Origin of the sequence: Methylobacterium sp. E-045 (assembly GCF_022829685.1) — a bacterium.
Lineage (GTDB): Bacteria > Pseudomonadota > Alphaproteobacteria > Rhizobiales > Beijerinckiaceae > Methylobacterium.
The window spans coordinates 130,549-156,392 of sequence record NZ_JAKSYE010000063.1 but is presented as its reverse complement, the minus strand read 5'-3'; the positions used below and the strand labels follow the sequence as shown (position 1 = coordinate 156,392).

Here is a 25,844-nt window from a genome sequence, read left to right as displayed (position 1 = left end):
TGGTGGGAGCAGCGTGGGCGTGATCCGAAGCGATCGCCGCGATGGCAGCATCATCCGAACGGCCGCCGCCCCGGGGCGACGCGATCCTCATCGCCGCCCAGTCCGGGCGCGCCCTGGCGCAGGCCGCGCGCCGGGCGGGACTGCGCCCCTATGTCCTCGACCTCTTCGGCGATGCCGACACCCGCGCCCTCGCCGAAGGCTATCGCCCAGCCCAAGGCCGGTTCGGCGACGGGCTGGCGGGGGAGGGCGTGCTCGCCGGGCTCGATGCCCTGGCCGCCATGGCGGAGAAGCCACCGATCGGGATCGTGCTCGGCAGCGGCTTCGAGGGTGCGCCCGACCTGATGGCGAGGATCGGCCGGCGCCACAGGCTTCTGGGCGCCGGGCCCGATACGGTCCGGGTCCTGAAGGATCCCCTCGCCTTCGCCGCCCTCTGCGCCCGCCTCGCAATCCCTCATCCGGCGGTGACGCGGGAAGCCGTGACGGACCGGCCGGACTGGCTCCTCAAGCGTTCCGGCGGGTCCGGCGGCAGCCATATCCGTCCCGCCGGCGCGGGGAGGGCACCGCCGGGCGCCTATTTTCAGAGGCGGGTCGACGGCACCGCCCACGCCGTCGCCTTCCTCGCCGACGGGCGCGGGGCGGCGATCCTCGGAGTGACCGAGCAATGGAGCGCGCCGTCCCCCTTACGCCCCTTCCGCTTCGCCGGGGCGCTGGAACGCGCGGCTCACGAAGCGCCGGTCCTGTCGGCCGCGACCCTCTCCCGAGTGACGGCGGCCCTCGCCGGACTCGTCGCGGAAACCGGGCTTGCCGGTCTCGCCAGCGCCGACCTCCTCGTCGCGGAGGAGGGGTGGTGGCTCACGGAGATCAACCCGCGCCCGGGGGCCACCCTCGACGTCCTCGACCGCCGCGACTCGCCGCTCCTGGCCGCGCATATCGACGCGAGCCTCGGCGTTTTGCCGCGAATCGACCCATCGCCGGTGGATGCGGCGGCCACGGAAATCTGTTACGCGGCAGCCGGCTACGCGCCGATGCCGCCCCTCGACTGGCCGGATTTCGTTCGCGACCGCCCACAATCCGGCACCTGCGTGCCACGCGATGCTCCCCTGTGCACCGTGTTCGCCGCAGGCCCGGACTCGGCCGCCACCCGAGACCTATTGCGCGTCCGGGCCGCCACCCTGCGGACCCTGCTCGCCACGACGGAGGAAGCCCGATGACCACCCATCCCCCCGCCACGCTCCGGACCACGCCGAGCCTGAACGCCCTCGCCAATCCCCTCGTGGAGAAACTGGTGGCCGATGCCGAGGCCCTGCGCCTTGCCGTCACCACGGAGAACGGCGCGCGCATGGTCGATGCCGGCGCCACCGTGCGCGGCTCGATCGAGGCCGGCCGGCGCATCGCCGAGATCTGTCTCGGCGGCCTCGGCACCGTGTCGATCGTCCCCACCGGGCCGATCGCGGCCTGGCCCTATTCCGTGGTGGTGCATTCCGCCGACCCGGTGCTCGCCTGCCTCGGCAGCCAGTATGCCGGCTGGTCGCTGGCCGACGAGACCGGCGATTCCGGTTTCTTCGCCCTCGGTTCCGGCCCCGGCCGCGCGGTCTCGGTGGTGGAAGACCTCTACGCCGAGCTCGGCTACCGTGACACGGCCAGCCGGACGGCCCTGGTGCTCGAAGCGGCCGGCGGACCGCCGGCCTCCGTCATCGCCAAGGTCGCCGAGGCCTGCGGCCTGTCGGCGGACGCGCTGACCTTCATCTACGCGCCGACCCAGTCGCTGGCCGGCTCGACCCAGGTCGTCGCCCGCGTCCTCGAAGTCGCCCTGCACAAGGCCCATACCGTGGGCTTCGACTTGCACAAGATCGTGGACGGCATCGGCTCGGCCCCGCTCTCGCCGCAGCATCCCGACTTCATCCAGGCCATGGGCCGCACCAACGACGCCATCATCTACGGCGGCCGGGTGCAGCTCTTCGTCGAGGCCGACGAGGCGGATGCCAAGCAGCTCGCCGAGCAGCTGCCCTCCACCACCTCCGCCGACCACGGCGCCCCCTTCGCCGAGATCTTCGGCCGGGTGAACGGCGACTTCTACAAGATCGACGGCGCACTCTTCAGCCCGGCCGAGGTCATCGTCACCTCGGTGACCACCGGCAAGAGTTTTCGCGGTGGCCGGCTGATGCCGGAGCTGGTGGACGCCTCCTTCAGCTGAGGCCCATCACGCAACCCTCCCCCCTCTGCGGGGGAGGGTGGTCGCGGAGCGACCGGGAGAGGGGAAGCCCTGTCCGGAACCTCTGCTCCCCTCTCCCGACCCGCTTCGCGGGCCACCCTCTCCCGCAAGGGGGAGAGGGATCGACGTCGAGGTTGCGAACAACATGCGCATCGGGCTCGCGGCCGATAACGGCAATTGGCACAAGGCACGCCTGAGGGCCGCCCTGGAACATCTCGGCGCCGAGCCGGTGCTGTTCTCCCTCGCCGACGTGGCGGTGGTCACCGGCGCGGGCGAACCGCTCCGGGTGCCGGGCTTCGAGGACGGGCTGCCCGACGGCGTCCTCCTGCGCACCATCGCCGGAGGCACCTTCGAGGCCACCACCATGCGGCTCGGCGTCCTGCATGCCCTGGTCGCCTCCGGGGTCACGGTGTGGAACTCGCCCGGCGCCATCGAGCGCTCGGTGGACAAGGCGATGACGAGCCTCCTCGTCGCCAGGGCCGGCCTGCCCACCCCCGACACCTTCGTCTTCTCCAGCCGCGAGGCCGCCGCCGCCTGCGTCGCCCGCGAGGCGGGACCGGGCCGGCCGCTGGTGCTCAAGCCGCTCTTCGGCTCGCAGGGGGAGGGCCTGCAGCTCATCACGCGGCCGGAAGACCTGCCCGGCGAGGAGGCCGTGTCGCGGGTCTACTATCTGCAGCGCTACATCGCGCGGAACGACGGATTGTGGCGCGATTACCGCGTCTTCGTCTGCGAGGGCAGGGCCATCGCCGCCATGATCCGCGAGGGCGACGGCTGGATCACCAACGTCCATCGCGGAGGCCGGCCCCTGCCCTGGGCCATGCCGGCGCAGGCCGCCGAACTCGCCGAGCGGGCGGCGGCGGCCATCGGCGTCGACTATACCGGCATCGACCTCGTGGAGGACGGGGAGGGCGGCTACCTCGTCCTCGAAGTCAACTCGATGCCGGCCTGGTCGGGCCTGCAGCAGGTCACCGAGGTCGATGTCGCGGCCGCCGTGGCCCGGGGCTTCCTCAACGCCGTGCGGGCGGCAAGGCCCCCCCGGCTCCTGGCGGCACTGGGATGAGCGGGCTTTCGCCCGAGGCGATCGCCGCGGCCTACCGAGCATGCTGCCTGGCCGAGCTCGACGCCCTGAAGCCCGGCAACGTCCATGTCTTCGCCGACGGCCACCGCATGGCGGTGGCGGATTTCGTCACGAGCGCCGAGATCTCCGCCCCCCATCTGGCGGAACCCGGCGCGGGGGTCGGCCGGCGCGTGCGCAGCGCCATGGAGGCGACCCTCGACGCCGTGGGGCAGAACACCAATCTCGGCATTCTCCTCCTCTGCGCGCCCCTGGCGCTCGCCGCCGAGCGCGGCGGCCCATTGGGCGACACGTTGGGCCACGTTCTCGATACCCTCGACGCCGCCGATGCGGCCGATGTCTTCGCCGCGATTCGCGCCGCCAATCCCGGCGGCCTCGGACGGGCCGAACGCCACGACGTGACCGGATCGGAAGCGCCGGCCAGCCTCATCGCGGCCATGGCGGAAGCGGCCCCGCGCGACCGGATCGCCCGCGCCTACGTCACCGGCTTCGCCGACCTTTTCGGCATCGGTCTGCCCGCTCTGGCGGAGGCGCGCCGCAAGGGCCTTGCGCCTCCCTGGAGCACGACGGCGGTGTTCCTCGACTACCTCGCGGCGGTTCCCGACAGCCACGTGGCGCGCAAGCACGGGGCGGACCGTGCCGACGCCCTGCGCGCCGAGGCGGCGGAGCTCCTCTCCCTCGATCTCGCCACGCGCCCCATTGCCGAACTCTTGGCGCGGGACCGCTCGTGGAAGGGCCAGAACCTCAATCCGGGCACCAGCGCGGACATGACGGTGGCCACCCTCTTCGCCGACCGGTTGCTGGCGGGCGGGGCGGAACCCCCGTGACGCCGATGGTCCCGGCGGCGGCGGCGTGCCTTAATCGATGCCGCGGCGCGTTCAAGCCCCCGTTGGACAAAGATTTTGCTCGAATCCGCCCCCCCTGCAGGGTTGTTCCGGTTGAGACCCCAGAGTAGGGTCCGCGCCGCGATCCGGGCAAACCGGTCCGGTCCCATTGGGGCTGGACGCCGTGAACAAGGATGGCTTTCGGCCGCGCCAGATTACGGGGCGGTCATGCTTTTTCAAGACTCCTGGGAGAAACCCCACATGGCGAAGATCAACAAAGTTCTGGTCGGCGAGGCTCTCGTCGGCGACGGCAACGAGGTCGCCCACATCGATCTCATCATCGGACCGCGCGGTTCGCCGGCCGAGACGGCTTTCTGCAACGGCCTCGTGAACAACAAGCACGGCTTCACCAGCCTGCTCGCGGTCATCGCGCCGAACCTGCCCTGCAAGCCGAACACCCTGATGTTCAACAAGGTCACCATCAACGACGCCCGTCAGGCCGTCCAGATGTTCGGCCCCGCCCAGTACGGCGTTGCCAAGGCCGTGCAGGACGCCGTTGCCGAAGGCATCATCCCCGCTGACGAAGCCGACGACCTGTTCATCCTGGTCGGCGTGTTCATCCACTGGGAAGCGGCCGACGACGCCAAGATCCAGAAGTACAACTACGACGCCGTGAAGCTGTCGATCCAGCGCGCCGTCAAGGGCGAGCCCACCGCTGCCTACGCCACCGAGCAGCGCAACTCCGCTTCGCACCCCTTCGCGTCGAACGCTTAGATCGGGGACAGTCCTGGGCAGAGCGCGCCTCCGCCCGCACCGCGGGGCCTGCTCCAGCGACTGGCTTCCATCTTCCTCGGACGATGAAACATGAAACGAGGCGGCTCCGGCCGCCTCGTTTTTTTGTGGCTCCGGCGCGTTACGTCCGTAATGTCCCGTCGTGGATCGCGGACGCCACCAAGGCCCCCGTGACGCCGATCTCCTCCAGCGCGGCGACATCCGCCGGTCCGCGCACCCCGCCCGCCGCGTAGAGCCGCGTCATCGGACTGGCCCGGCGGATCTCGGACAGGCGGTCGAGGTCCGGCCCGGTCCCAGCGCCGACCCGGCTCAGGGTCATCACGATGACCTCGGAGGGCCAGTGCGCCGGCTCGTCATGGAGCTCGGCCGGCCCCATCCGCTCCGCGCCCCGGCTGTCGAGGGAGAAGACCGCGCGGTCTCCGAGCGCCCGCACCAGGGCGGCATCGTGCTGGCTCTCGCTGCCGATCACCGGGCGGCCCACCCCCTCCGCCAGGAACGCATCGACGCCGGGGCCGCCCGCGAATCCGGCATCGACCCAGAGCTGGACGCCGGGACAAGCGCGCGCGACCCGCGTGAGGCTGCCGAGATCGGGGGGGCTGCCGTCGATGATCGCATCGAGATCGGCGACGTAGAGGATGCGCGCGGCGATCGCGGCCAGGAGCCCCTGGGCGACATCCCCGGGCGACGATCCCTTTGCCAAGGGCGTCACGATCGGGGCATAGGAGGCGCGATCCCCGGCCCTCGCCCGCACCACCTCCCCGTGGCGCAGGTCGATCACCGGAACGATCCGAAACCCGTCCTTCATCCCGTTTCTCCCTGTACGGACCTGCCCGTGACGCCTGCCACATCCATGCACAACCCGGTGATCGGCTGGGATCTCGGGGGGGTCCATGTCAAGGCGGCCCTGGTTCGCGGCGGCCGCGTCGAGGCGGTGGTCCAGGCACCCTGCCGCCTCTGGCGCGGCCTGCCCGCCCTCGACGAGACGTTTGCGCAGCTGCCCGATTGGGCGCGGGCAGAGGCCGACCATGTGGTGACCATGACCGGGGAGCTCACCGACTGCTTCTCCGACCGCACCGACGGCGTGGCGCAGCTCTCCGCCTGGGCGAGCGCGAATCTCGCCGGTTCGGTCCGGATCTACGGCGGCCGGGCCGGGCTCCTCTCGCCCGGCGAGGCGACGGGCGCCGCGATCGACGTGGCCTCGGCCAACTGGCACGCCACGGCGGCCCTCGCCGGCCGCCACGTGCGGAACGGGCTCCTCGTCGATATCGGTTCCACCACCGCCGACCTGATCCCCATCGTGGACGGCCGCCCCGCCGCCACGGGCTACAGCGATGCCGAGCGCCTGGAGACGGGGGAACTGGTCTATTCCGGCGTGGTGCGCACGCCCGTCCTCGCCTTCACCGCCTCCGCTCCGTTCAAGGGCCGGCGCACCGGCCTGATGGCGGAGACCTTCGCCACCACGGCCGACGTCTACCGCCTCACCGGCGACCTGCCCGAGGGGGCGGACCAGCAGCACAGCGCCGACATGAAGGGCAAATCGATCCCCGAGACCGAGATCCGCCTCGCCCGGATGATCGGCCGCGACCATGCGGAGGGAACCTCGGCCGACTGGCGCGCCCTCGCGGCCCATTTCGCCGAGTGCCAGTTGCGGCCCCTGCACGACGCGGCGGCGATCCTGCTCTCGCGCCCCGACCTCGCGGCCGATGCGCCCCTCGTCGTCTGCGGGGCGGGGCGGTTCCTGGCCGAGCGGCTGGCCCGGCGGCTGGGACGCCCTGCCGTGGCGCTCACCGACCTCATCGCGCCGTCGCTCGCGGAGGAGGGCGCCGGTTGGGCCTCCACCTGCGGCCCGGCGGTGGCGGTGGCCCTGCTGGCCGCCGATCCGACCCTGTCCTGAACCCCGAACGGGAGACCCGCATGAGCGCCACGCACAAACTCGCCCGCATCCTCGCCACGCGCTCCGGGGCGGGGATCGAGCTCGCCCTCGCCACCGAGAGCGGCCAGACCCTCAAGGTGCTGGCGAGTCAGGACCAGATCGACATGCTGGTGGACGAGTTGGAGGACATCCTCAATTCGCCGGTCGAGCCCGGAGACGACGAGCCGCCGGCGGCGGCGTGACGCGCAGGCGTCCTCGCCGCCCTCCGTCGCTCCCCTCAGAAGACGTCGCGCTCCTCGCGTTCCTCGTCCCCCATCAGGCCCCGGATCTGATCGAGGCAGCCCTGGAGGATGTAGGCGGCCGCCAGCATGTCGACGACCTCGCCGCGCTTGGCCCGCGAGGCGTCCGCCGCGATCAGGGCCCGCGTCACCGCCGCCGTGGACAGGCGCTCGTCGCAGAACAGCACCGGCAGGTCGAGCAGGGGCTTCATGTTGCGCACGAAGGAACGTGTGGCCTGGACGCGCGGCCCTTCGCTGCCGTCCATGTTGAGGGGCAGGCCCATGACGAGGCCACCGACCCGGTGGGTCTCGCACAAGGCGCGCAGGCGCGCGACGTCGGGGGTGAATTTCACCCGGCGGATGGTCTCGAGGGGCGAGGCGATCTGCCGGCCCACATCCGACAGGGCAAGACCGATCGTCTTGGTGCCGAGGTCGATCCCGATGAGACGCCGGCCGCCCGCGGACGCCGCGACGAAGGCCCGGACCTCGTCTTCCGTCACGAGACCTGTCCCAGGAAGCTGGAGGGCAGGGGCTCGGCGCCCATGCCGAGAATGCCGCGCACGGCGGGACCCTGAAGCCGGCGCATGAGATTGGGGAGGTCGGCGCCCCCGAACCTCACCGATTCGAGATCGGCACCCATCACCCAGATTTCGTATTCCCGGCGTTCGGCCCCGTCTGCCCCAAGGACCACGTCCCAGAACAGGAACTCGCCCGCCTCGGTCTCTCCAAAGAAACAGGCGCGTTCGACCACGCTCGGGTCGTCGCCCTCCACCTCGAAGCGGTGCCCCTCCCGCGTCTCCAGCACGCAGGCGATGCTGTGCGCGATCAGCTCCGAACGGGTGACGAGGTCCGCGCTCTCGCTGGGACTCGGGATCGCGATGCGGAGGGAGCCGCAAGCGAGGCCGATTCCGCAGTCGAGGCAGAAGCCGCGGTAGCTCTCAGGCAGCGGAAACCCCAGCTCGGCCTCCGCGCGGTCGAGATCCACCGGATCGGCCTTCGGCCCGGCGGTGAATTCGGCGAACACCGTCTGCCACATGATCCCTATCCCCAACGCGATCCGATCCCACGTCCGACGGGGAATAGCCGCACGGGGAGCCAATGCGCCATAAGTCCGTTAAGGATTTGTTGACGATACGGAGACAGCATGGATCGGCTCGGCCGCCTCTCCCAGGTTCTCGGCATGTTGCGACCGCGCGGCAAAGGCGGCAGCGCCTGGGCCGTCGACGCCACGCGCGAGCTCTCGTTCCGGCACAAGCTCATGCTGGCTTTGGCGCTCGAGATCCTGGTCCTCGGCTTCCGTCAGTCGGAAACGCTCCGCCAGCATAAGGGGATCGTGGTGGAAGCCCCCTCTCATCCCGGCAACGCCATCGTCTGAGACGACGCTTCCGTCCGCCCCGGCGTTGCGGGGCCGCGAAGCGCGGTGCTATAGCCCGGCCCCTGACGCGCGTTCCGGCGCAGGTCCCGAGGTCCGAAGGCAGCATGTCGGTCGACGCAACCACAGTGAGGCGCATCGCGCATCTGGCGCGTATCGCGGTGAGCGACGAGGAGGTCGCGCCGCTTCAGGGCGAACTCAACGCCATTCTCGCCTTCGTCGAGCAACTCTCCGAAGTCGATGTCGAGGGCGTCGAGCCGATGACCTCGGTCACGCCGATGGCGATGAAGAAGCGCAGCGACGTGGTGACCGACGGGGGCCATGCCCGCGACATCGTCTTCAACGCCCCCGAGACCGAGGACCATTATTTCCTCGTGCCGAAGGTGGTGGAGTAGCGCGCTCGATTTCGTGATGCATGCCCGGCTCGGACCGCGCGGCGCCTGAGAATGGCGACGGGGTCCGGCGGGCTCTGAGGACAGCAGGCGGCATGACCCATCTCAACGAACTCACCCTGGCCGAGGCTCGCGACGGGCTCAAGGCCAAGGACTTCTCGGCAACCGACCTCGCCAAGGCCCATCTCTCGGCGATCGAGGCGGCGCGCGGCCTCAACGCCTACCTGCTGGAGACGCCCGATCGCGCCCTGCAGATGGCGGGGGTGGCCGACGCCAAGATCGCCTCCGGCGAGGCCCGGCCCCTCGAAGGCCTGCCGTTGGGCGTCAAGGACCTGTTCTGCACCCACGGGGTCGCCACCACGGCGGGCTCCAAGATCCTCGAAGGCTTCCAGCCGCATTACGAATCGGCGGTGACCCACAATCTGTGGCGCGACGGCGCGGTGATGCTGGGCAAGCTCAACCTCGACGAGTTCGCCATGGGCTCCTCCAACGAGACCTCGGCCTATGGCGACGTGGTCTCGCCCTGGCGCAGGGCCGGCTCCGAGACGAAGCTGGTGCCGGGCGGCTCCTCCGGCGGTTCGGCCGCTGCCGTGGCCGCGCATCTGTGTCTCGGCGCCACCGCCACCGATACCGGCGGTTCGATCCGCCAGCCCGCCGCCTTCACCGGCACCGTGGGCATCAAGCCGACCTACGGGCGCTGCTCGCGCTGGGGCACGGTGGCCTATGCCTCGTCCCTCGATCAGGCCGGCCCCATCGCCCGCACGGTGCGCGACTGCGCGATCCTGCTCGGCTCCATGTCCGGGGCGGATGCCCGCGACACCACCTGCGCCGACCTGGCGGTGCCCGATTTCGAGGCGGCGGTGGCGCGGGGCGTGAAGGGCCTCACCATCGGCATTCCGAAGGAATACCGGGTCGAGGGGATGTCCGCCGAGATCCAGGCTCTCTGGGACAAGGGCGCCGCGATGCTGAAGGATGCGGGCGCCACGATCCGCGAGATCTCGCTGCCGCATACCCGCTACGCGCTGCCGGCCTATTACATCGTGGCCCCGGCCGAGGCCTCGTCGAATCTCGCCCGCTACGACGGCGTGCGCTACGGCCTGCGCGTGCCCGGCAAGGACATCGCCGGGATGTACGAGAACACCCGCGCCGCCGGCTTCGGCCGCGAGGTGAAGCGCCGCATCATGATCGGCACCTACGTGCTCTCGGCCGGCTATTACGACGCCTATTACGTCCGCGCCCAGAAGATCCGCACCCTGATCAAGCGCGACTTCGAGGAGGCCTATGCCTCCGGCATCGACGCGATCCTCACCCCCGCCACCCCGTCCGCCGCCTTCGGCATCGGCGAGAAGGGCTCGGGCGATCCCGTGGAGATGTACCTGCAGGACGTCTTCACCATCACGGTGAACATGGCGGGCCTCCCCGGCATCTCGGTGCCGGCCGGGCTCGACGCGCAGGGGCTGCCGCTGGGGCTCCAGCTCATCGGCCGTCCCTTCGACGAGGAGACGCTGTTCGCCGCCGCCCAGGTCATCGAGACGGCGGCCGGGCGCACGCAGCTGCCGAAGGCGTGGTGGGCGTGAGCGGAAACCCGATGGCCGGCTTCGCCACCCAGAGCGAACGGAGCGCGGGTCCCCGCTCTTGGAAGGAGAGGGACAGGGTGAGGTGTGCGAACTCTCCGGACACCTCACACACTTCACCCCAACCCTCTCCTTTCAGGAAAGGGAGCGCGTCGCGGTCATCCCAATGCGCCGCCTCGCCTCAAGGACGCCACCGATGACCGTCCCGGTCTATCCCTTCGACGTCTGGATCTGGGCCGCGTTCGATCCCGTCCTGATCGCCATCGCGCTGGTCATGGGCTGGAAGTCGGACCAGTTCGTGAAGGTCATCCTCGTGTCGCTGATGGCCTTCGCGATTTCGGTGCTGGTGTCCTGGGCCGTCACGGCCATCGGCATTCCCTGGCCGGCGCCGGTGAGCCACGACGGACCGACCTTCTTTCCCATCCGCTGGATGGCGGGCTTCCTGTGGGGCACCCTGGGCTTCATCGCCCACCAGCTCTATCGCCTGCGCGCTTGACCGCGCCGGCCGGTCCTTCCACCTTTCCGGCGCGCCTTCGCGCCGCGCAACACTGAATCCGGGCCATCATGACCGTTGCCGTGAACCCCAAGAAACTCATCAAGGGCGGCCTGCACGACTGGGAGGTCGTGATCGGCATGGAGATCCATGCCCAGGTCACGAGCCGCTCGAAGCTGTTCTCCGGCGCGTCGACGGAATTCGGGGGCGAGCCCAACGACCACGTCTCCCTGGTGGACGCGGCGATGCCCGGCATGCTTCCCGTCATCAACGAGGAATGCGTAGCCCAGGCCGTCCGCACCGGCCTCGGCCTGAAGGCGCGGATCAACCACCGCTCGGTGTTCGACCGGAAGAACTACTTCTATCCGGACCTGCCGCAGGGCTACCAGATCAGCCAGTTCAAGGACCCCATCGTCGGCGAGGGCGAGGTGCTGGTGGACCTCCCCGAGGGCGAGACCATCACGGTGGGCATCGAGCGCCTGCACCTGGAGCAGGATGCCGGCAAGTCCCTGCACGACCAAAACCCCACCCAGAGCTTCGTCGACCTCAACCGTTCGGGCGTCGCCCTGATGGAAATCGTCTCGCGCCCCGACCTGCGTTCGTCCGAGGAGGCGCGCGCCTATGTCACCAAGCTGCGCACCATCCTGCGCTACCTCGGCACCTGCGACGGCGACATGGAAAAGGGTTCGCTCCGCGCCGACGTGAACGTCTCGGTGAGGAAGCCCGGCGAGCCGCTCGGCACCCGCTGCGAGATCAAGAACGTCAATTCGATCCGCTTCATCGGGCAGGCGATCGAGGTCGAGGCGCGTCGCCAGATCGCGATCATCGAGGATGGCGGCACAATCAGCCAGGAGACCCGGCTGTTCGATCCGGGCAAGGGCGAGACCCGCTCCATGCGCTCGAAGGAAGAGGCGCACGATTACCGTTACTTCCCCGACCCCGACCTGCTGCCGCTGGAATTCGACCAGGCCTACGTCGACTCCCTGGCCGAGGGCCTGCCGGAACTGCCGGACGCCAAGAAGGCGCGCTTCATCGAGTCCTACGGCCTCTCCCCCTACGATGCCGGCGTGCTCATCGCCGAGCGGTCCTCCGCCGATTATTTCGAGGCGGTGGCCAAGGGCCGCGACGGCAAGGCCGCGGCGAACTGGGTGATCAACGAGCTGTTCGGCCGCCTCAACAAGGAAGGCAAGGACATCGAGACGAGCCCGGTCTCGGCGACCCAACTCGGCGCCATCGTCGACCTCATCGGCGAAGGCGTCATCTCCGGCAAGATCGCCAAGGACCTGTTCGAGATCGTCTGGTCGGAAGGCGGAGATCCGCGCGCGCTCGTGGAATCCCGTGGGATGAAGCAGGTCACCGATACCGGCGCCATCGAGGCGGCGGTGGACGAGATCATCGCCAAGAACCCCGACAAGGTTCAGCAGGCCAAGGAAAAGCCGACCCTGCTCGGCTGGTTCGTCGGCCAGACCATGAAGGCCACCGGCGGCAAGGCCAACCCGGCGGCGGTGAACGCGCTGCTGAAGGCCAAGCTCGGGATCGAGTAGCGCCGTGCCGCCCCGTCGTCGAGGATAAAGCGTTGCGTTCGCGGTTCACACATATGATCCGCAAACTCGAGCCCAGCGATGCGGCAGCCTTTCGATCGCTCCGCCTCGACGGCCTCAGCCGCCACCCCGAAGCCTTCGGAGCGTCCTGGGAGACCGAAGCCGAGCAACCGCTCGCTTGGTTCACGGCGACCCTGGAGAAGCATGCCGTGTTCGGCGCTTGGGGTGGCGACGATGACCTCGTCGGCGCAGCCGGTCTCCATATCCCGGACTCACCCAAGCTTCGTCATAAGGCTACGCTCTGGGGCGTCTTCGTCAGGCCGGACGCGCGCGGAGGCGGCATCGGAACGGCTCTCATCGCCGCCGTGATCGACCACGCGGCGACATGTGTCGAGGATGTTGTTCTGTCTGTCGGAGCCACCAACACGACTGCGATCCGACGCTATGAAGCTGCCGGTTTCGTGAAATACGGCCTCGAACCGCGCGCCCTCAAGGTCGGCGATCGCTACCATGCGGAAGTCTTGATGATCTTGAGCCTCAGCCACGTCAGCCGAGGATGACGGATCGGCGGCGGAAGCGGTCGAGTTGGGGCATTCTGCGCATTCGAAGTCGTGCCGTATCGGCCGCTTCTGCGCCCCGAAGACCGCTTCCGTCCCGTGATTCGCGTCTGTGCTGCTCAACGTCCAGGCCGAATTAATCCCGGATGATCGTCGCAGCATCCTGCTGGGGTGGAGTCATTCCCGTCTCCTGCCTCTAAGTTGGTCGAGATCGACAACCGATCTACGCCTCCTCGTTGCTTGAGCTGTGCTTTGCTTCGAAGCACGTGATCAAGGTGCGACTAGTTCGTCCCTGCGTCAAGCCCCTATCTCATCTTTCCGGCAACTGTCTTCTTTCCCATTCTGCGACATCCTAAAAAGTGCTGCCCATTCAGGTGGTTGGCAAAAGATCTCCCGCGATCCGGGGCCGGGTTCAGGCGACGCTCCGAAGCGCCGCGCTGCTGTGCACAGAAGCGAGGGCGGGCATCCTTCCCGTCGCCGCCTCGTAATCGGCGGCCAGCTCCGCCGCGCCGCGCAAGCCTCCCGGCTCGTCACGGTAGCCGCCCGTGCCGGCGATGGCGCCGCCCTGCCATTGCCGCTCGATCGCGGCACGCTCGGACGTGACTTTGAAACCGGCGATGAAGGCATCCGCCGCCATGAGCAGGCGGCAGGCGCTCGGATGGTCGGCCACGGCGGCGGTGTAGTACCAGGGCGCGGGCGCGATGTTGCCGGGCACGATCTCGATGCGGCCACGCCACGGGCTGTCGGCGCCGGTGCAGGCCCAGTGCATGATCGGCGCGTCCACGGCGAAGGCATCGACCACGCCCTCGGCCAGGGCATCGTGGATGCGGCCCTGGTCGGTGATCGGCACGAGGCTGCCGAGGGTCGCCACCCGCCTTCCCTTCGCCTGGAGGTTCTCCGCCCAGCGCAGCCCGGCGGCTTCCAAGGTGGCGTAGGCGCTCGGATCGTTGATGATGCCCAGGGTCCGGCCCTCGAGGTCGGACAGGCTGCGGATGCGCGTGTCGCCGGCGCGGCGCGCCAGCACGTAATGGAGGTGGGTATAGGCCTGGGAATAGGCGATGGCGCCGAATCCCGGGCTCGGCGGCAGGGCCGACCAGACGATGTCGGCGGGTGCCTCGGCGGCGGTGCGGCCCGCATCGAGCAGTTCCGTGCACTGGTCCCAGGGGCATTCGACGAAGACCGGCGCGACGCCGAGGGAGCGCGCGAAGGCCGTGGCATAGGCGATGTCGAGGCCGAGCAGGGCGCCCCCGGCGGCCTTGCGGAAAGACAACCCCTTGAAATCGGGCTCCACGGCGATCCGCAGGGTACCGCGCGCCTGGATATCGTCGAGGAGATCGAAGCCCTCCGGACGGCGGGCGAGGCCGTGCCGGGCCGTGTCCGGCGCGGGCCGGCCCGAGGCGGCGGCCTGCAGGGTGGCATCGGCCAGAGCCAGGGCGCGGACGGCCTTGGCCTCCGTCCGGTCGATGCTGCTCTGCATGGCGCCGAGAGCCTCGCCGATGGAGGCGTTGCGGGCGCTGATCGCGGACACTTCGACGCCGACTCCGCCGAGGAGGGTCTCGATCCGGTCGGCGGTCGCCCGCACGGCGCCGGCCAGCCCGTCCAGGGCCTGGTCCGTCGAAACGCGAAGGGCGGCGAGATCGGCGCGGACATCGGAGAAATCGATGATGCCGGCCGCGTTGCGCGCGCTCTCCCGGGTCTGGTCGGCCAGGGCACGGACCTCGGCGGCGACGACGGCGAAGCCGCGCCCGTGTTCGCCGGCTCTCGCCGCCTCGATCGTCGCGTTCAGCGACAGCATCCGGATCGTCGCGCCGATCCCGTCGATGGCGGCGACGATCCGGCTCGCCTCGGCAGCCTTGGTGTCGATGCGCGCCCCGATGCGGGCGATCTCGGTATTGATCGCGCGCATGGCCTGCCCGACCGCATCCACGAGTTCCCCGCGAAGGCGCTCGGCCGTGCCCGCCGCCGTGTCGCGGCCGACGCTGCCGAGGGTCGCCGCCAGGGAACGGTCGACGCCGGTTGATTGTCGACGGATCTCGCGGGTGAAGCTTCCGGCCTGTCCATTGGCGCGGGCAGCGTGGCGCATGAGCGTCGCCATGCCGGCGAGCGCGGCGGAGACGCCCGCACTGTCCGGAGCGGAGGTCACGTCGCTGGAAAGATCGTCGAGCGATGTCGGCAAGTGATGTCACCTAGCAGAGGAAACATCCACAAGATTACCCGAAGTCCATTAAACATGGCTGAAGGCTATCTCTCATGGATGCTTAATTTGACGGCATGACTGAGGAATTTCGCGCCTCCCCGGCCGGGATGCCCCGCCGGGGATCCGGAGAGGCCGCTTCCTCGGGGTGACGCTCGCCGGTGGCAAAAAGCCGGCCACGTCAACGCGTCGTGCGATAGCGCTCCGCGGCCTGGTCCTGCGCGAAGTTGGGCAGCATGGCCATCCTGGCCATCTGGTAGCTGTCCCACTGCCCGGCATCGGGAAGCGGCGGAATGGTCACGGTCTCGCGCCGGTCGAACCCGACGAGGGCAGCATCGACCAGGTCACCGGCCTCCATCACGCCCGACATCGTATTCACGTCGGCACCGGAGCGCCCCCAGATCTCCGTGCGGGTGGCCGCCGGCAGGACTGCCTGGACGTAGACGCCCTTGGGGCCGAGTTCGAGATGGAGACCCTGGCTCAGATACAGGACGAAGGCCTTGGTGGCGCCGTAGACCGTCATGCCGAATTCGGGCGCGAGGCCGACGACCGAACCGATATTCACGATGGCCCCCTCGCCGGACGCGGCAAAACGGGGTGCCACGGCGCCTGCCAGCCGGGTGAGGGCGGTGACGTTGAGGCCGATGAGGTCGGCCATCCGCTCGGTCGACTGATCCTCGAATCGTCCGAGAAGGGCGGCGCCGGCATTGTTGATCAGAATGCCGATCCGGGCATCCTCGCGCAGCCGGGTCTCGACGCGGGTCAGATCGTCGGCCTTCGTCAGATCGGCCGGAAGGACGTCGACGGCGACTCCCGTCTCGCCGCGAAGTCGCTGGGCCAGGGAGCCCAGCCTGTCGGCGTCACGTGCGACGAGAACGAGATCGTGGCCTCGCTTGGCGAAGCGGTCGGCATAGACGGTGCCGATACCCGACGAGGCGCCGGTGACGAGGATGGTGGGTCTGCTGGCCATGACGGAACTGCCTATCGATTAACATGATGGATATCATGTCAACCAAACATGATGACCGTCATAATTATCGTCAAGCCGTGGCCGTCGGGGTTTGAGTGAGGTGGCGCACATGAAGCTCGGTCGGGGGCAGGTGGCGGAGAATCGGCGGGCCGCCATCGGCGGTTGGGCCAATCCGGTCGGCGCCTTGGTGCTCGCGCGCATGAGCGACGATCCCGCCTTGTCCGACGACCCGCTCACGGAGGCGCGCGCCTGGCTCGGGCGGGACGAAGGCTCCTGATCCGCGGCGCGATCCGGTCGCGCGGTCGCGGAACGCTATCGCCGCGGTTCGGTCGATGCCGGGGCGTCGCCTCCGGCGAAGCGGTCGCGCAGGGTGTTCCAGAGCTTGCCGCCATGGGCACCGGGCTCGCCCACGGAGACGGTGGCATTCATGCCGGCCACCAGGGTGACGCCGTCGGGGACCCTGTCGATGCGGATCCGTACGGGGACGCGCTGGGCGAGGCGCACCCAGGTATAGACCGGGTCGACATTGGGCAGGCCCTGCGTGCTCGGCGACGCGTTGGCGTTGCTGATGCCGAGGGTGATGCTCTCCACCCGGCCGTCGATGAGGGCCGAGTAGCCGAGGAGTTCGGCCTTCGCCCCGTCGCCCACATGGATATGGGCCAGCTTCGTCTCCTCGAAATAGCCGTCGATCCAGAACGAATCGGTATCGATCACCGCGACGTTGACGGTGCCGGCGGTGGCGTAGTCGCCCGCGCGCAGGAGGAGGTTGGTGACGCGCCCGTTCACCGGCGAGCGCACTTCCGTGCGCCCCCGGTTGACCCGGGCCTGATGCAGTTGCGCCTTCGCGGAGGCGAGCGCCGCCTCCGCGATCTTGGCGGTGCCCGCATATTGCTGCTTCTCCTCCACCGAGGTGGAGAGGGTGGTCAGGGCCTCGCGCCGGGCCGCCTGGGTGCGCTTCACCTGAAGGTCGGCCTCGCGGTTCTCCAGCTCGGCCTGGGCGGTGGCGATGGCAATGTCGAAATCGACCGGGTCGATCACGTAGAGAACCTCGCCCCTGGCGACGTTCTGGTTGTCGGTGACGCGCAGTTCGGCGATCTGGCCGGAGACCTGGGGCGCCACGCTGGCCACCTGCACGCGGACGCGCCCGTCGCGGGTCCAGGGCGCGGTGACGTAGAACTGCCAGACCAGGGCGGCCGCCACGCAGGCGCAGGCCAGGATCACCACGGTCGCCAGCACCCGCAACACGCGCCACCACCGGCGCCTCGCAAGGGCCGGTGTGCGCTCGCGGGAGGGGGAGGCATCGGAGAGATCGTCGTCGGCCATTGTCAGGCAGGACCCATGTCGGCGGGACAGATTGCTCAGAAGAGAACGATGAGAAGCGCGAGGATGCAGACAAAGATCCCCGCCTCGGCCAGCGGCGGGTTGGCGACGTAGCGGCTGAAGCGGAGGCGGCTGAAGCCGAAGCGCAGGAGCACCATGATGGCCAGGGCCGCCAGCACATAGGCGACGAAGGGCGAGATCAGGACGCCGCCGAGATCGATGTCATGCCGCATGGGGTGCCTCCATCAGGCCGGTCGCAGGAGGCCGAGGCGGCGCAGGAGACGGTGCTGGCTCTCCATGACGCCCCCCGCCGTCACGAGGTCGCTGACGAGGCGGGCGATGTGGAGCCGCGTCGGGGCGTTCATGGATCGGCCGTGACGGAGGAACGCGCGAACGGACCGGGCGAGCGTGGCCGCGTCCGCCGCCTCCAGTCCCTCCCGCGCCTGCCTCATGGCATCGTTCAGGGCGGGATCGTCGGGGAGACGGCACAGCTGGACATGGGCGCGGGCGGCGGCGGATTCGAGGCGGGCCAGGTCGAAGGCGCGGTCCAGGCTCGCCGCGCGGACGGCGCCGCTCCCCGAACTCCACTGCGAGAATTGCAGCAGCCGGTCGCTGTTGAGGCTGGTACGGGTCGTGGCGTCGCCGCCATCGCCGGCCAGTGCGTCCAGAACCGAATCCCGGGCCGAATCGAGGGCGAAGACGCGGCGCTGGGCGCGCGAGATCGGCAGCACGATCCGCACCGCGACGAACAGGATGCACGCCGCCATGGTCACCAGGAACGCGTTCGTGAGGAAGGTCTGCGCGTCGTAGGTCTGCGGATTGGACGGCGACAGGAGGACCATGAAGAACACGAGCAGGATGAAGCCGATTCCGAAGGTCGGCGGGTTCAGGCTGAGAAAGCACGCCACGAAGACCACGGGCGCGATGGCGATGGCGAGGAGCGGGAAGCCCTGCTCGCCCCCCAGGACGCCGAACAGCACGATCCCGGCGCAGAGGGCCGCGAGGGGCATCCCGATGAGGACGCCGCGGGCGAAAGCCTTCGAGTCCGGCGCGATGGCCGAGAGCGAACAGGTCGCCGCCACCTGCACCAGGGCGAAGGACGTGGCGGGCCAGCCGGCGGCGACGAGGAGGAGGGCGGTGGCGGCAAAGGCGATCCCCACCCGCGCCGCGCCGCGGAGGGCCACGGGCAGGTCGCGATGCGTCGGCAGGGCGACGTCGCGCCTCGGTCGGCAACCCGTGGAGAGGGCGTTCAGACCGTCCTCGGCGAAGGAGACCGCGCGGGCGAAATCGAGACCGCGCTGGAGAGCCAGAATCTCCAGAGGATCGCTCGTCCCGCCCTGGATCGCCTCGTCCACCAGGGCGCCGAGGCGGTCCGAGGCCGCGTCGGCATCGGACCCCGCCTCGGTCAGGCCGAGGCAGATCCGCCGGGCCTCGGCGACGGCCTCGCTGTCGCGGCCCAGCATCCTGCCGGCGGCGGTGAAGGCGCGGCTCGCCGCCGCCATGGCATAGAGCGCGGCGATGGCACTGCGCGCGCCGGCGGCCCGGCGCGCGCCGTCATCGAGTTCGCCGCCGATGGCGCTGGCATCGGCGCGCATCACCGCGATCCGGCGGATCAGCGCCGCCGCCCGCTCCGAGCCGGGATCCGCCTGGGACAGGGTCTCGCTGGCGAAGACCCGGGTGGCCGAGAAGGCCTCCGAGAGGGGCTTGCGCAGGGTGCGCCATGTACTCGGCGAGGCGAGGGCGTCGTTGATGAAGGTGATGGCGACGATGCCGATGGTGATCGCCGCGACGCGGTCGATGGCGGCGTCGAAGACCGCCTGCGGCGTGTCGATATGGGCAACGGCGACGATGGCGACGGTGTAGCCCGCGAGCATCGCGCCATAGGCCCGCGTGTCCTGCAGGAAGTGGGCGACGAAGACGCAGAGGCCGAGCCAGGTCGCCACGGAGACCAGGAGGAGAACCCTGTCCTGTCCGAACGCACCGATCAGCAGGATCGATATCGCGCCCCCCGCCAGGGTGCCGAGAAAGCGGTACAGCGCCTTGGACAGGGCCTGGCCGCGTTTGGGCTGGGCCAGGATCGCCACGCAGACGGCGGCCGACGAGGCGCCGGAGAGCTGGAGCCAGAAGGCGGCGTAGAGCGCCAGCACCATGGCGAGCCAGATCCGCAGGGCGAAGGCCCAGGCGGAAGGCGCGGGGACGATGCGCTCGATGAGCGAGAGCGCGCGGTCGGCCGGGGAGGGGCGTGGTCCGGCGGAAACCCCGCTCACGGAGAGGACCCGGCCGCCGCCGCATCCGCGGCCTTGGCCGCAACCCGCATCTGCCACAGGCAGAGGAGGGGCGTCACCACCAGTTCCATCGCCAGGGCACCCAGCATCACCGCCGAGGGCAGGCCGGTGAGGTAGAGGCCCAGCAACCGCGCCAGCCCGCCGAGCACGACCACGAGGGTCAGGAACCGGAACAGGCGCGATTTCGCTTCGATGGCCGGAACGCAGCTCCAGAACAGGATGCCGATTCCCGTCAGCAGGCCCGACAGGTAGCGGAAATGGCTGTCGGCGGAGATCTGGGACAGGCTGTCGCCGCCGACGCCTCCGAGGCCGAACAGGATTCCGAAGAGCCCCGAGGCCACCGGTATCATCGCGGCCACCGCCACGACCCGCTGCAGCGCCTCGCGCTCCCGCATCCGTCCGTTCCCCTGTTACGGCCCGGCGGATCCCTCCCGCGCACCGGTTCCCAGCGGAACTAGATCAGGCCTTGATCTCCTTCAAGCGCTTGACGCATTTGCTGAAATATTGCGGCCATTTCGGCCCCTGCGCCGCCTTGTCGGCCACCGAGAGGGCGCGCCATTCGGCACCGCACTTCTTCTGCCGCTCCCGAGCAGCACTCTGCCCGACAGTCGGCTCCTTCGCGCCGGACTCGGGCGAGGCGGCCACGGGGTCCTTGGCGGAGGCCATGGCCGTGAAACCCAGCATCATCGACGCCGCGACCACCACGGCTGGAAGAAAAGGAAACCGCATGATTGCAACCCCAGGTCGTTGTCCTGCGCTCACGGTGAGGCGCCGGAACCGGCACCATCACAGCCAGAAGTCGGGCAAAGGGCAAGGTCCTTCGCCGTGCCGCGGCGCACCGTCCACCGTTCAATGACGGCGTGGATCCTGCAACCATCCGCCCTGCGCCCGGTTTGATCCGGCTCTATGACGCGACCCTGACAGGAGCGGAACGTTTCCCATGGCCGCCGCCACCCAGAAGCCCATCGACCTCCACACCTGGGGTACGCCCAACGGTTGGAAGATCCCCATCATGCTCGAGGAGTGTGGGCTGCCCTACCGGGTGGTGCCGGTGAACATCGGCAAGGGCGACCAGATGGCGCCGGATTTCCTGGCGATCTCGCCCAACAACAAGATCCCGGCCATCGTTGACCCGGAGGGTCCGGGGGCCAGGCCGATCACGGTCTTCGAATCGGGGGCGATCCTGCAATATCTCGGTCGCAAGACCGGCTGTCTCTACCCCGTCGACGAGCGCGCCCGGACGATGGTGGACGAGTGGCTGTTCTGGCAGGTGGGGGGCTTCGGTCCGATGCTCGGCCAGATGCACCATTTTCGCATCTACGCGGAGGAGAAGATCCCTTACGCCATCGAACGGTTCTCGGCGGAATCGCACCGCCTCTACGGCGTACTCGACCGGCGCCTCGCGGATCGCGACTACATCGCCGATACGTATTCCATCGCCGATATCGCGCTCCTGACCTGGGCCAAGCATCACGAGAAGCAGGGGATCGATCTGGCGGCCCTGCCGAATGTCCGGCGCTGGCTCGACACCGTCCTGGCGAGGCCCGCCGTGAAACGGGGCCTCGCCGCGATCTGACGCGTTACTTCTTGGCTTCGACCTGAGGCGCGGCCGGCTTGGCCGCGGGCTTCGGCGCCGGCTTGGGGGCCATCTCGGCGGCCGGAACGACGGCGGCCTGCTGGTTCACGTCCGGCACGCGGGTCCAGGTCTCCGAGCCGCACAGAACCTTGAGGAGGCATCCGGACACGCTGAGTTCGGAGCCGGATTCACGCTCCAGGCTGACCTGATAGATCTTGCCCTCGTCGATGTTGTAGATATCGCCCGAGAACTTCTCCTCGTCGGGGGCGAGACCCTCGATGAGCTGCAGGCCGATGACCGGGCGCAGGCGCTTCTTCGGGTCTGGGTTCTTGGCGTCGGTGCGCGGGGCGCCCGTCTCCGTGGTCGGGGTCTTCAGCCAGACGACCTTGCCGCAGACATTCGCGTTGTTCGCGCCGCAATGATCGATGCGGATCTTGGCGCGGCCGTCCTTCGTGAGCCAGGTACCGGAGGGGTCCTTCGAAGGGGCGGCAGAGGCGGCGACAAGTCCGGAGAGCAGGAAGGCGGAGGTCAGGGCAACGCGCATGGCTTTTGGTCTCCTGGTGCCTGTGAAGGGCCGCGACGCACTGGCGGGAGCGTCGCGAAGGGTCGTGAGCCTTGGTGTCGAATTCGTCTGGGGCGACAACACCCCCGCAATCAGGCGATTTTCCGGCAGTGTTGCGCCGGAGCCATGGCCAAACGAATTCCGCTGTGGATGCCCGCCTTTCGTCCGTCGGGTTGAGGCAACGGGGCGTGGCCGCTATAAGCCGCCCGCCGAAGCCGTTTTCGGCCGAGCGACATCAACCGGACTGATCATGGCCACCGAGCGCACTTTCTCCATCCTGAAGCCCGACGCGACCAAGCGGAACCTCACCGGAGCGGTGAATGCCGTGATCGAGAAGGCGGGCCTGCGCATCGTCGGCCAGCGTCGCATCCAGATGACCCAGGCCCAGGCCGAAAAGTTCTATGAGATTCACAAGGAGCGCCCGTTCTTCGGGGAACTCGTCTCCTTCATGACCTCGGGTCCCGTCGTCGTGCAGGTGATCGAGGGCGAGAACGCCGTCGCCGCCTACCGCACCGTGATGGGCGCCACCAACCCGGCCAATGCCGACGAGGGCACCATCCGCAAGACCTTCTCCGAGTCGGTCGGCGAGAACACCGTGCACGGTTCGGACAGCGCCGAGAACGCGAAGATCGAGATCGCGCAGTTCTTCCAGGATTCCGACATCGTCGGCTGAACCTGTTCAGGTTCGCGCTCCCCGGGCGGGTTTTCTCGGCATTCGCCAAGAGATCCCGCGCGACGTCGTTCGATAGGGCATCGGTTCCTTCCGGGAACCGGGATACGCGCAACGGAACGATGCTTGGTGTGGCGCGAACGCTCTTGCGCGGGAGTCCCGCCGGGCGTGAAAGGAATTCCCTTATCCAAATCCCTTTCACGGACCCCACATTCCATGCGCTCCATCGCTCCGCGCACCGGCCGGATCCTGCTCGCCGCCGGCCTCATCTCCCTGCTCGCCGCGTGTAACGCGAACAAGGGTACGCCCACGGCCTCCCTCGAAGGCTACACGCCCGATCCGGCCCTAAAGACGGCCTCCGCCGGCAACCTCACCGGACGCGTGCGCCACGCCTGCACGGTGACCCAGTCCCGCCTGCAGAGCGTCCCCGAGGCGTCGCTCGCCCGCCCGTGTGGCTGCTACGCCAAGCAGACCCTGGCGAGCCTCAACCCGGCCGAGCTCGAATCCTACCGCACCACCGGCTACTTCAACGATTCCGCCCGCGCCAAGGCGCTCGCGGCCCTCGACAGCTGCCAGCTGCCGCGCCCGGCATAGGCCATTCGACAAGAGGCCTCGGCGGAGCACCGTCTACGCCGGGATTTTGAGACGAAGCGCGTTTGCTTTGGCAAGCCAACGCTTCGGCTCGCTTAGGTCGCTGGGGTGTCGACGGTACTGAAACCAGAAGCGGTGATAACTTTTCCCAAACGTGCTTAGAGAAAAGTCGCCGGCTCGATCCCGAACCGCGTCGCCAAGCGCTTGATCTGACCGAGGTTGAGGTCACGCTTGCCACTTAGAATTTCGGACACGACACCCTGGCTCCCGATCTCGGGCAGATCACTCTGCTTCACGCCGTTCTGCTCCATGAGCAGTCGCAGGATCTCGGCGGGCGGCACATCCGGCAGACCGTGATGCGTTCTGTCGTAATCGGCGATGAACCCGCCGAGGAGACCGAGCACCCCCGCGAGGGGATGATGGTCCTCACCAGCACCTGCATCGAGAAGGCCGTTCATCACGTCCACCGCAGTCTCGTACTCGGCGTCAGTCCGGATCACGCGAAGCGGCACATAATCCGATATGGCCCGAAAATGACCCGCGATCGTATCGACGTCAGCACGGCTCAAGCTCACAGATTCCATGCATCGTACTCCTTGTGCGTAAAGACGTGCCGGACAAATAATTTTTGCGTATCGAAGTGAATTGCGGCGATCAGCCGGTATTTATTGCCTCCGACATCAAAGACATAATAGCCACGCGCCCGATCTACTGTATTGAACGTCTTCTTGAGCTCGGAAAAATTTGCAAATCCATTCGTCTCCACGATCTTGCGCCAAGCCTGCAAAGGAGCAGACGCGCTTGCGTGAGTGGCTGCGAATGCGACGAGAGACTTGTTCGAAATAACCCGCATGACTATTCGTATCTCAAAATGAGATTCGACGCAACGGATTCATCTCATTTTGAGATGACCGGCTGATCAGCTCGATCTCACCCTGCCGACGGAAGGCTGATCAACGCTCCGTCCGCCGCAGCGATGTCCTCGGCGAAGACCACGCGCCCGTCCTCAAGCTTCGCCCGTCCGCCGGCAATCAGCGCCAAGGCGCGCGGATAGAGCCGATGCTCCTGGACGAGGATGCGCGCCGCGAGGCTGTCGGCATCGTCGCCGGGCAGGACGGGAACGGCGGCCTGGGCCACGATCGGACCCGCATCGAGTTCCGGCACCACGTAATGCACCGTGCAGCCGTGCAGGCGCACGCCCGCCGCCAGGGCCTGCTCATGGGTGTGGACGCCGCGGAACAGCGGCAGCAACGAGGGATGGATGTTGATCATCCGTCCGGCCCAGGATTCGACGAAGCCGGCGGAGAGGATCCGCATGAACCCGGCGAGAACCACGAGTTCGATTCCGGCCGCTTCGAGTTCCGCGTTCAGGGCGGCATCGAAGCCTGCCCTGTCGGGATAGGCGCGGTGATCGAGGGCCTTCGTGGCGATCCCGGCACTCGCGGCATGGGCGAGCCCGCCCGCCTCCGGCCGGTTGGAGGCGACGAGAACGATCTCGGCGGGATAATCCGGCGCCTTTGCGGCCTCGATCAGCGAGACCATGTTCGAGCCGCGTCCCGAGATCAGGATCGCCACCCGCATCCTGGCGCGCGGGGCCGTCACAGGGCGAGCTTGCCCTGGAAGGTCACCGCTTCCGGTCCGCGCTCGGTGATGAGCCCGAGTCGGATCGGCGAGGCACCGGCGGTATCGAGCGCCCGGGTCACCGCCGACACGCTCTCCGGCGAGACCACCGCCACCATGCCGATGCCGCAATTGAAGGTCCGCAGCATTTCGGATTCGGCGACCCCGCCGACCTTCGAGATCCATCCGAAGACGGGCGGCGGAATGATCGCGTCGAGATCGATGGCGATGCCGACGCCGTCGGGCAGGACGCGGGGCAGGTTGTCGGGAAAGCCGCCGCCGGTGATGTGGGCGAGGGCCTTGATCCCGTCCGTGGCCTTCAACGCGGCGAGGAGCGGCTTCACGTAGATCCGGGTCGGCTCCAGCAGGGCGTCACCGAGCGAGCGCGACGGTTCGAACGGGGCCGGGTCGTCGTAGGAGAGGCCGCTCGCCTCGACGATCCGGCGGACCAGCGAGAATCCGTTGGAATGCACGCCGGAGGACGGCAGGCCGAGGACGACGTCGCCGGGGGCGATGCCGGGGCGTGGCAGGAGCTTTCCACGCTCGGCGGCGCCGACGCTGAACCCGGCGAGGTCGTAATCCGAGCCGTCGTAGAGGCCGGGCATCTCGGCGGTCTCGCCGCCGATCAGGGCGCAGCCGGCCAGCCGGCAGCCCGCCGCGATGCCGCGCACGATGTCGGTGCCGACGCCGGGGACCAGCTTGCCGGTGGCGTAATAGTCGAGGAAGAACAGCGGCTCGGCGCCCTGGACGATGATGTCGTTCACGCACATCGCCACGAGATCGACGCCGATCGTGTCGTGGCGGCCGGTCTCGATGGCGATCTTCACCTTGGTGCCGACGCCGTCATTGGCCGCCACCAGGATCGGGTCGGAGAAGCCGGCCGCCTTGAGGTCGAACAGCCCGCCGAACCCGCCGATCTCGGCATCCGCCCCGGGCCGGCGGGTGGAGCGGACCAGCGGTTTGATCGTCTCGACCATGGCGTTGCCCGCATCGATGTCGACGCCCGCATCCGCGTAGGTCATTCCGTTCCGGCTCTCGCCGTTCTTGCTCTCGGCCGTCATCGGCACCTCGTC

General features: G+C 68.9%; 32 protein-coding genes. 17 read left to right on the top strand and 15 right to left on the bottom strand.

Annotated features, from left to right (window positions below):
• Positions 1 to 41: 41 nt before the first annotated feature.
• The 5 genes from MKK51_RS08595 (at position 42) to fae (ending at position 4,885) form a co-directional block, all read left to right on the top strand.
• Positions 42 to 1,211: an ATP-grasp domain-containing protein gene (locus tag MKK51_RS08595; RefSeq protein ID WP_243976353.1), complete on the top strand. Its 1,170-nt coding sequence runs from the start codon at positions 42 to 44 to the stop codon at positions 1,209 to 1,211.
• Entirely contained in the window at positions 1,208 to 2,194 is a 987-nt protein-coding gene (gene mch, locus MKK51_RS08590) for a methenyltetrahydromethanopterin cyclohydrolase (RefSeq protein WP_243976351.1), read from the top strand. The genes MKK51_RS08595 and mch overlap by 4 nt, the downstream gene beginning before the upstream one ends.
• Before the next feature lie 163 nt (positions 2,195 to 2,357).
• Positions 2,358 to 3,272, top strand: coding sequence for a RimK family alpha-L-glutamate ligase (locus MKK51_RS08585; protein WP_243976349.1), 915 nt, complete (start codon positions 2,358 to 2,360; stop codon positions 3,270 to 3,272).
• Positions 3,269 to 4,114 carry a triphosphoribosyl-dephospho-CoA synthase gene (locus MKK51_RS08580; RefSeq protein ID WP_243976347.1) on the top strand — a complete coding sequence of 282 codons (846 nt, stop codon included), beginning with the start codon at positions 3,269 to 3,271 and terminating at the stop codon, positions 4,112 to 4,114. The genes MKK51_RS08585 and MKK51_RS08580 overlap by 4 nt, the downstream gene beginning before the upstream one ends.
• Before the next feature lie 258 nt (positions 4,115 to 4,372).
• On the top strand, positions 4,373 to 4,885 hold the full coding sequence (fae, locus tag MKK51_RS08575) for a formaldehyde-activating enzyme (protein ID WP_018043473.1): 513 nt from the start codon (positions 4,373 to 4,375) through the stop codon (positions 4,883 to 4,885).
• Between the two features lie 139 nt (positions 4,886 to 5,024).
• On the opposite strand, the gene MKK51_RS08570 is transcribed toward fae, so the two are convergent.
• Positions 5,025 to 5,708, bottom strand: coding sequence for a HisA/HisF-related TIM barrel protein (locus tag MKK51_RS08570; protein WP_243976345.1), 684 nt, complete (start codon positions 5,706 to 5,708; stop codon positions 5,025 to 5,027).
• A gap of 45 nt (positions 5,709 to 5,753) precedes the next feature.
• Between MKK51_RS08570 and MKK51_RS08565 the strand changes: the two genes are divergently transcribed.
• Complete coding sequence (locus tag MKK51_RS08565) at positions 5,754 to 6,797, top strand: hydantoinase/oxoprolinase family protein (RefSeq protein ID WP_243976383.1); 1,044 nt, start codon at positions 5,754 to 5,756, stop codon at positions 6,795 to 6,797.
• Between the two features lie 20 nt (positions 6,798 to 6,817).
• Complete coding sequence (locus tag MKK51_RS08560; protein WP_018043476.1) at positions 6,818 to 7,018, top strand: hypothetical protein; 201 nt, start codon at positions 6,818 to 6,820, stop codon at positions 7,016 to 7,018.
• 35 nt (positions 7,019 to 7,053) lie between these two features.
• Here the strand turns inward: MKK51_RS08560 and ruvX are convergent, their stop codons facing one another.
• Together ruvX and MKK51_RS08550 are read right to left on the bottom strand one after the other, a co-directional pair.
• The gene (ruvX, locus tag MKK51_RS08555; protein WP_243976343.1) at positions 7,054 to 7,554 is read right to left on the bottom strand and encodes a Holliday junction resolvase RuvX; all 501 of its coding nucleotides are present in this window, start codon (positions 7,552 to 7,554) and stop codon (positions 7,054 to 7,056) included.
• Entirely contained in the window at positions 7,551 to 8,090 is a 540-nt protein-coding gene (locus MKK51_RS08550; protein ID WP_243976341.1) for an SMI1/KNR4 family protein, read from the bottom strand. The genes ruvX and MKK51_RS08550 overlap by 4 nt, the downstream gene beginning before the upstream one ends.
• A gap of 108 nt (positions 8,091 to 8,198) precedes the next feature.
• Between MKK51_RS08550 and MKK51_RS08545 the strand changes: the two genes are divergently transcribed.
• The 6 genes from MKK51_RS08545 (at position 8,199) to MKK51_RS08520 (ending at position 12,986) form a co-directional block, all read left to right on the top strand.
• Complete coding sequence (locus MKK51_RS08545) at positions 8,199 to 8,429, top strand: hypothetical protein (protein ID WP_243976340.1); 231 nt, start codon at positions 8,199 to 8,201, stop codon at positions 8,427 to 8,429.
• A gap of 104 nt (positions 8,430 to 8,533) precedes the next feature.
• Positions 8,534 to 8,821, top strand: a complete 288-nt coding sequence (gatC, locus tag MKK51_RS08540; RefSeq protein ID WP_243976338.1) for an Asp-tRNA(Asn)/Glu-tRNA(Gln) amidotransferase subunit GatC — start codon at positions 8,534 to 8,536, stop codon at positions 8,819 to 8,821.
• Positions 8,822 to 8,913: 92 nt separating this feature from the next.
• Complete coding sequence (gene gatA, locus MKK51_RS08535) at positions 8,914 to 10,395, top strand: Asp-tRNA(Asn)/Glu-tRNA(Gln) amidotransferase subunit GatA (protein WP_243976336.1); 1,482 nt, start codon at positions 8,914 to 8,916, stop codon at positions 10,393 to 10,395.
• Between the two features lie 193 nt (positions 10,396 to 10,588).
• Positions 10,589 to 10,888, top strand: a complete 300-nt coding sequence (locus tag MKK51_RS08530; protein ID WP_243976334.1) for a hypothetical protein — start codon at positions 10,589 to 10,591, stop codon at positions 10,886 to 10,888.
• A 68-nt stretch (positions 10,889 to 10,956) separates the two neighbouring features.
• Positions 10,957 to 12,429: an Asp-tRNA(Asn)/Glu-tRNA(Gln) amidotransferase subunit GatB gene (gene gatB, locus MKK51_RS08525; RefSeq protein WP_243976332.1), complete on the top strand. Its 1,473-nt coding sequence runs from the start codon at positions 10,957 to 10,959 to the stop codon at positions 12,427 to 12,429.
• 53 nt (positions 12,430 to 12,482) lie between these two features.
• A complete protein-coding gene (locus MKK51_RS08520) occupies positions 12,483 to 12,986 on the top strand; it encodes a GNAT family N-acetyltransferase (protein ID WP_243976330.1) in 504 nt (167 codons plus the stop codon).
• 409 nt (positions 12,987 to 13,395) lie between these two features.
• Here the strand turns inward: MKK51_RS08520 and MKK51_RS08515 are convergent, their stop codons facing one another.
• A complete protein-coding gene (locus MKK51_RS08515; RefSeq protein ID WP_243976328.1) occupies positions 13,396 to 15,159 on the bottom strand; it encodes a methyl-accepting chemotaxis protein in 1,764 nt (587 codons plus the stop codon).
• A gap of 199 nt (positions 15,160 to 15,358) precedes the next feature.
• Positions 15,359 to 16,147: an SDR family NAD(P)-dependent oxidoreductase gene (locus MKK51_RS08510; RefSeq protein ID WP_243976327.1), complete on the bottom strand. Its 789-nt coding sequence runs from the start codon at positions 16,145 to 16,147 to the stop codon at positions 15,359 to 15,361.
• Positions 16,148 to 16,256: 109 nt separating this feature from the next.
• Here MKK51_RS08510 and MKK51_RS08505 point away from each other — a divergent pair, with 109 nt between their 5' ends.
• Positions 16,257 to 16,424: a hypothetical protein gene (locus MKK51_RS08505; RefSeq protein ID WP_243976324.1), complete on the top strand. Its 168-nt coding sequence runs from the start codon at positions 16,257 to 16,259 to the stop codon at positions 16,422 to 16,424.
• Positions 16,425 to 16,459: 35 nt separating this feature from the next.
• On the opposite strand, the gene MKK51_RS08500 is transcribed toward MKK51_RS08505, so the two are convergent.
• The 5 genes from MKK51_RS08500 to MKK51_RS08480 form a co-directional block, all read right to left on the bottom strand.
• Positions 16,460 to 17,470: an HlyD family secretion protein gene (locus MKK51_RS08500; RefSeq protein WP_243976323.1), complete on the bottom strand. Its 1,011-nt coding sequence runs from the start codon at positions 17,468 to 17,470 to the stop codon at positions 16,460 to 16,462.
• 35 nt (positions 17,471 to 17,505) lie between these two features.
• The gene (locus MKK51_RS08495; protein ID WP_243976320.1) at positions 17,506 to 17,700 is read right to left on the bottom strand and encodes a DUF1656 domain-containing protein; all 195 of its coding nucleotides are present in this window, start codon (positions 17,698 to 17,700) and stop codon (positions 17,506 to 17,508) included.
• 12 nt (positions 17,701 to 17,712) lie between these two features.
• On the bottom strand, positions 17,713 to 19,734 hold the full coding sequence (locus MKK51_RS08490; protein ID WP_313898802.1) for an FUSC family protein: 2,022 nt from the start codon (positions 19,732 to 19,734) through the stop codon (positions 17,713 to 17,715).
• Positions 19,731 to 20,147: a DUF4345 domain-containing protein gene (locus tag MKK51_RS08485; protein WP_243976318.1), complete on the bottom strand. Its 417-nt coding sequence runs from the start codon at positions 20,145 to 20,147 to the stop codon at positions 19,731 to 19,733. Before MKK51_RS08485 ends, MKK51_RS08490 begins: the two co-directional genes overlap by 4 nt.
• A gap of 64 nt (positions 20,148 to 20,211) precedes the next feature.
• Positions 20,212 to 20,481 carry a hypothetical protein gene (locus tag MKK51_RS08480; RefSeq protein ID WP_409565647.1) on the bottom strand — a complete coding sequence of 90 codons (270 nt, stop codon included), beginning with the start codon at positions 20,479 to 20,481 and terminating at the stop codon, positions 20,212 to 20,214.
• Positions 20,482 to 20,692: 211 nt separating this feature from the next.
• Between MKK51_RS08480 and MKK51_RS08475 the strand changes: the two genes are divergently transcribed.
• On the top strand, positions 20,693 to 21,328 hold the full coding sequence (locus MKK51_RS08475; protein ID WP_243976317.1) for a glutathione S-transferase N-terminal domain-containing protein: 636 nt from the start codon (positions 20,693 to 20,695) through the stop codon (positions 21,326 to 21,328).
• A 4-nt stretch (positions 21,329 to 21,332) separates the two neighbouring features.
• Here the strand turns inward: MKK51_RS08475 and MKK51_RS08470 are convergent, their stop codons facing one another.
• On the bottom strand, positions 21,333 to 21,872 hold the full coding sequence (locus tag MKK51_RS08470; protein WP_243976316.1) for a DUF2147 domain-containing protein: 540 nt from the start codon (positions 21,870 to 21,872) through the stop codon (positions 21,333 to 21,335).
• 268 nt (positions 21,873 to 22,140) lie between these two features.
• Here MKK51_RS08470 and ndk point away from each other — a divergent pair, with 268 nt between their 5' ends.
• Together ndk and MKK51_RS08460 are read left to right on the top strand one after the other, a co-directional pair.
• Positions 22,141 to 22,563 (top strand): nucleoside-diphosphate kinase, encoded by a 423-nt coding sequence (ndk, locus tag MKK51_RS08465; protein WP_243976315.1) that lies wholly within the window; start codon positions 22,141 to 22,143, stop codon positions 22,561 to 22,563.
• A 213-nt stretch (positions 22,564 to 22,776) separates the two neighbouring features.
• Positions 22,777 to 23,154 (top strand): hypothetical protein, encoded by a 378-nt coding sequence (locus MKK51_RS08460; RefSeq protein WP_243976314.1) that lies wholly within the window; start codon positions 22,777 to 22,779, stop codon positions 23,152 to 23,154.
• A gap of 155 nt (positions 23,155 to 23,309) precedes the next feature.
• Here the strand turns inward: MKK51_RS08460 and MKK51_RS27175 are convergent, their stop codons facing one another.
• The 4 genes from MKK51_RS27175 to purM all read right to left on the bottom strand — a co-directional run bounded on the left by MKK51_RS27175 (position 23,310) and on the right by purM (position 25,832).
• Entirely contained in the window at positions 23,310 to 23,651 is a 342-nt protein-coding gene (locus MKK51_RS27175) for a type II toxin-antitoxin system HigA family antitoxin (protein WP_279601034.1), read from the bottom strand.
• Positions 23,652 to 23,722: 71 nt separating this feature from the next.
• Positions 23,723 to 24,004 carry a type II toxin-antitoxin system HigB family toxin gene (locus tag MKK51_RS08450; protein ID WP_243976313.1) on the bottom strand — a complete coding sequence of 94 codons (282 nt, stop codon included), beginning with the start codon at positions 24,002 to 24,004 and terminating at the stop codon, positions 23,723 to 23,725.
• 77 nt (positions 24,005 to 24,081) lie between these two features.
• The gene (gene purN / locus MKK51_RS08445) at positions 24,082 to 24,753 is read right to left on the bottom strand and encodes a phosphoribosylglycinamide formyltransferase (RefSeq protein ID WP_243976312.1); all 672 of its coding nucleotides are present in this window, start codon (positions 24,751 to 24,753) and stop codon (positions 24,082 to 24,084) included.
• Positions 24,750 to 25,832 (bottom strand): phosphoribosylformylglycinamidine cyclo-ligase, encoded by a 1,083-nt coding sequence (gene purM, locus MKK51_RS08440; protein ID WP_243976311.1) that lies wholly within the window; start codon positions 25,830 to 25,832, stop codon positions 24,750 to 24,752. The genes purN and purM overlap by 4 nt, the downstream gene beginning before the upstream one ends.
• Positions 25,833 to 25,844: the final 12 nt, after the last annotated feature.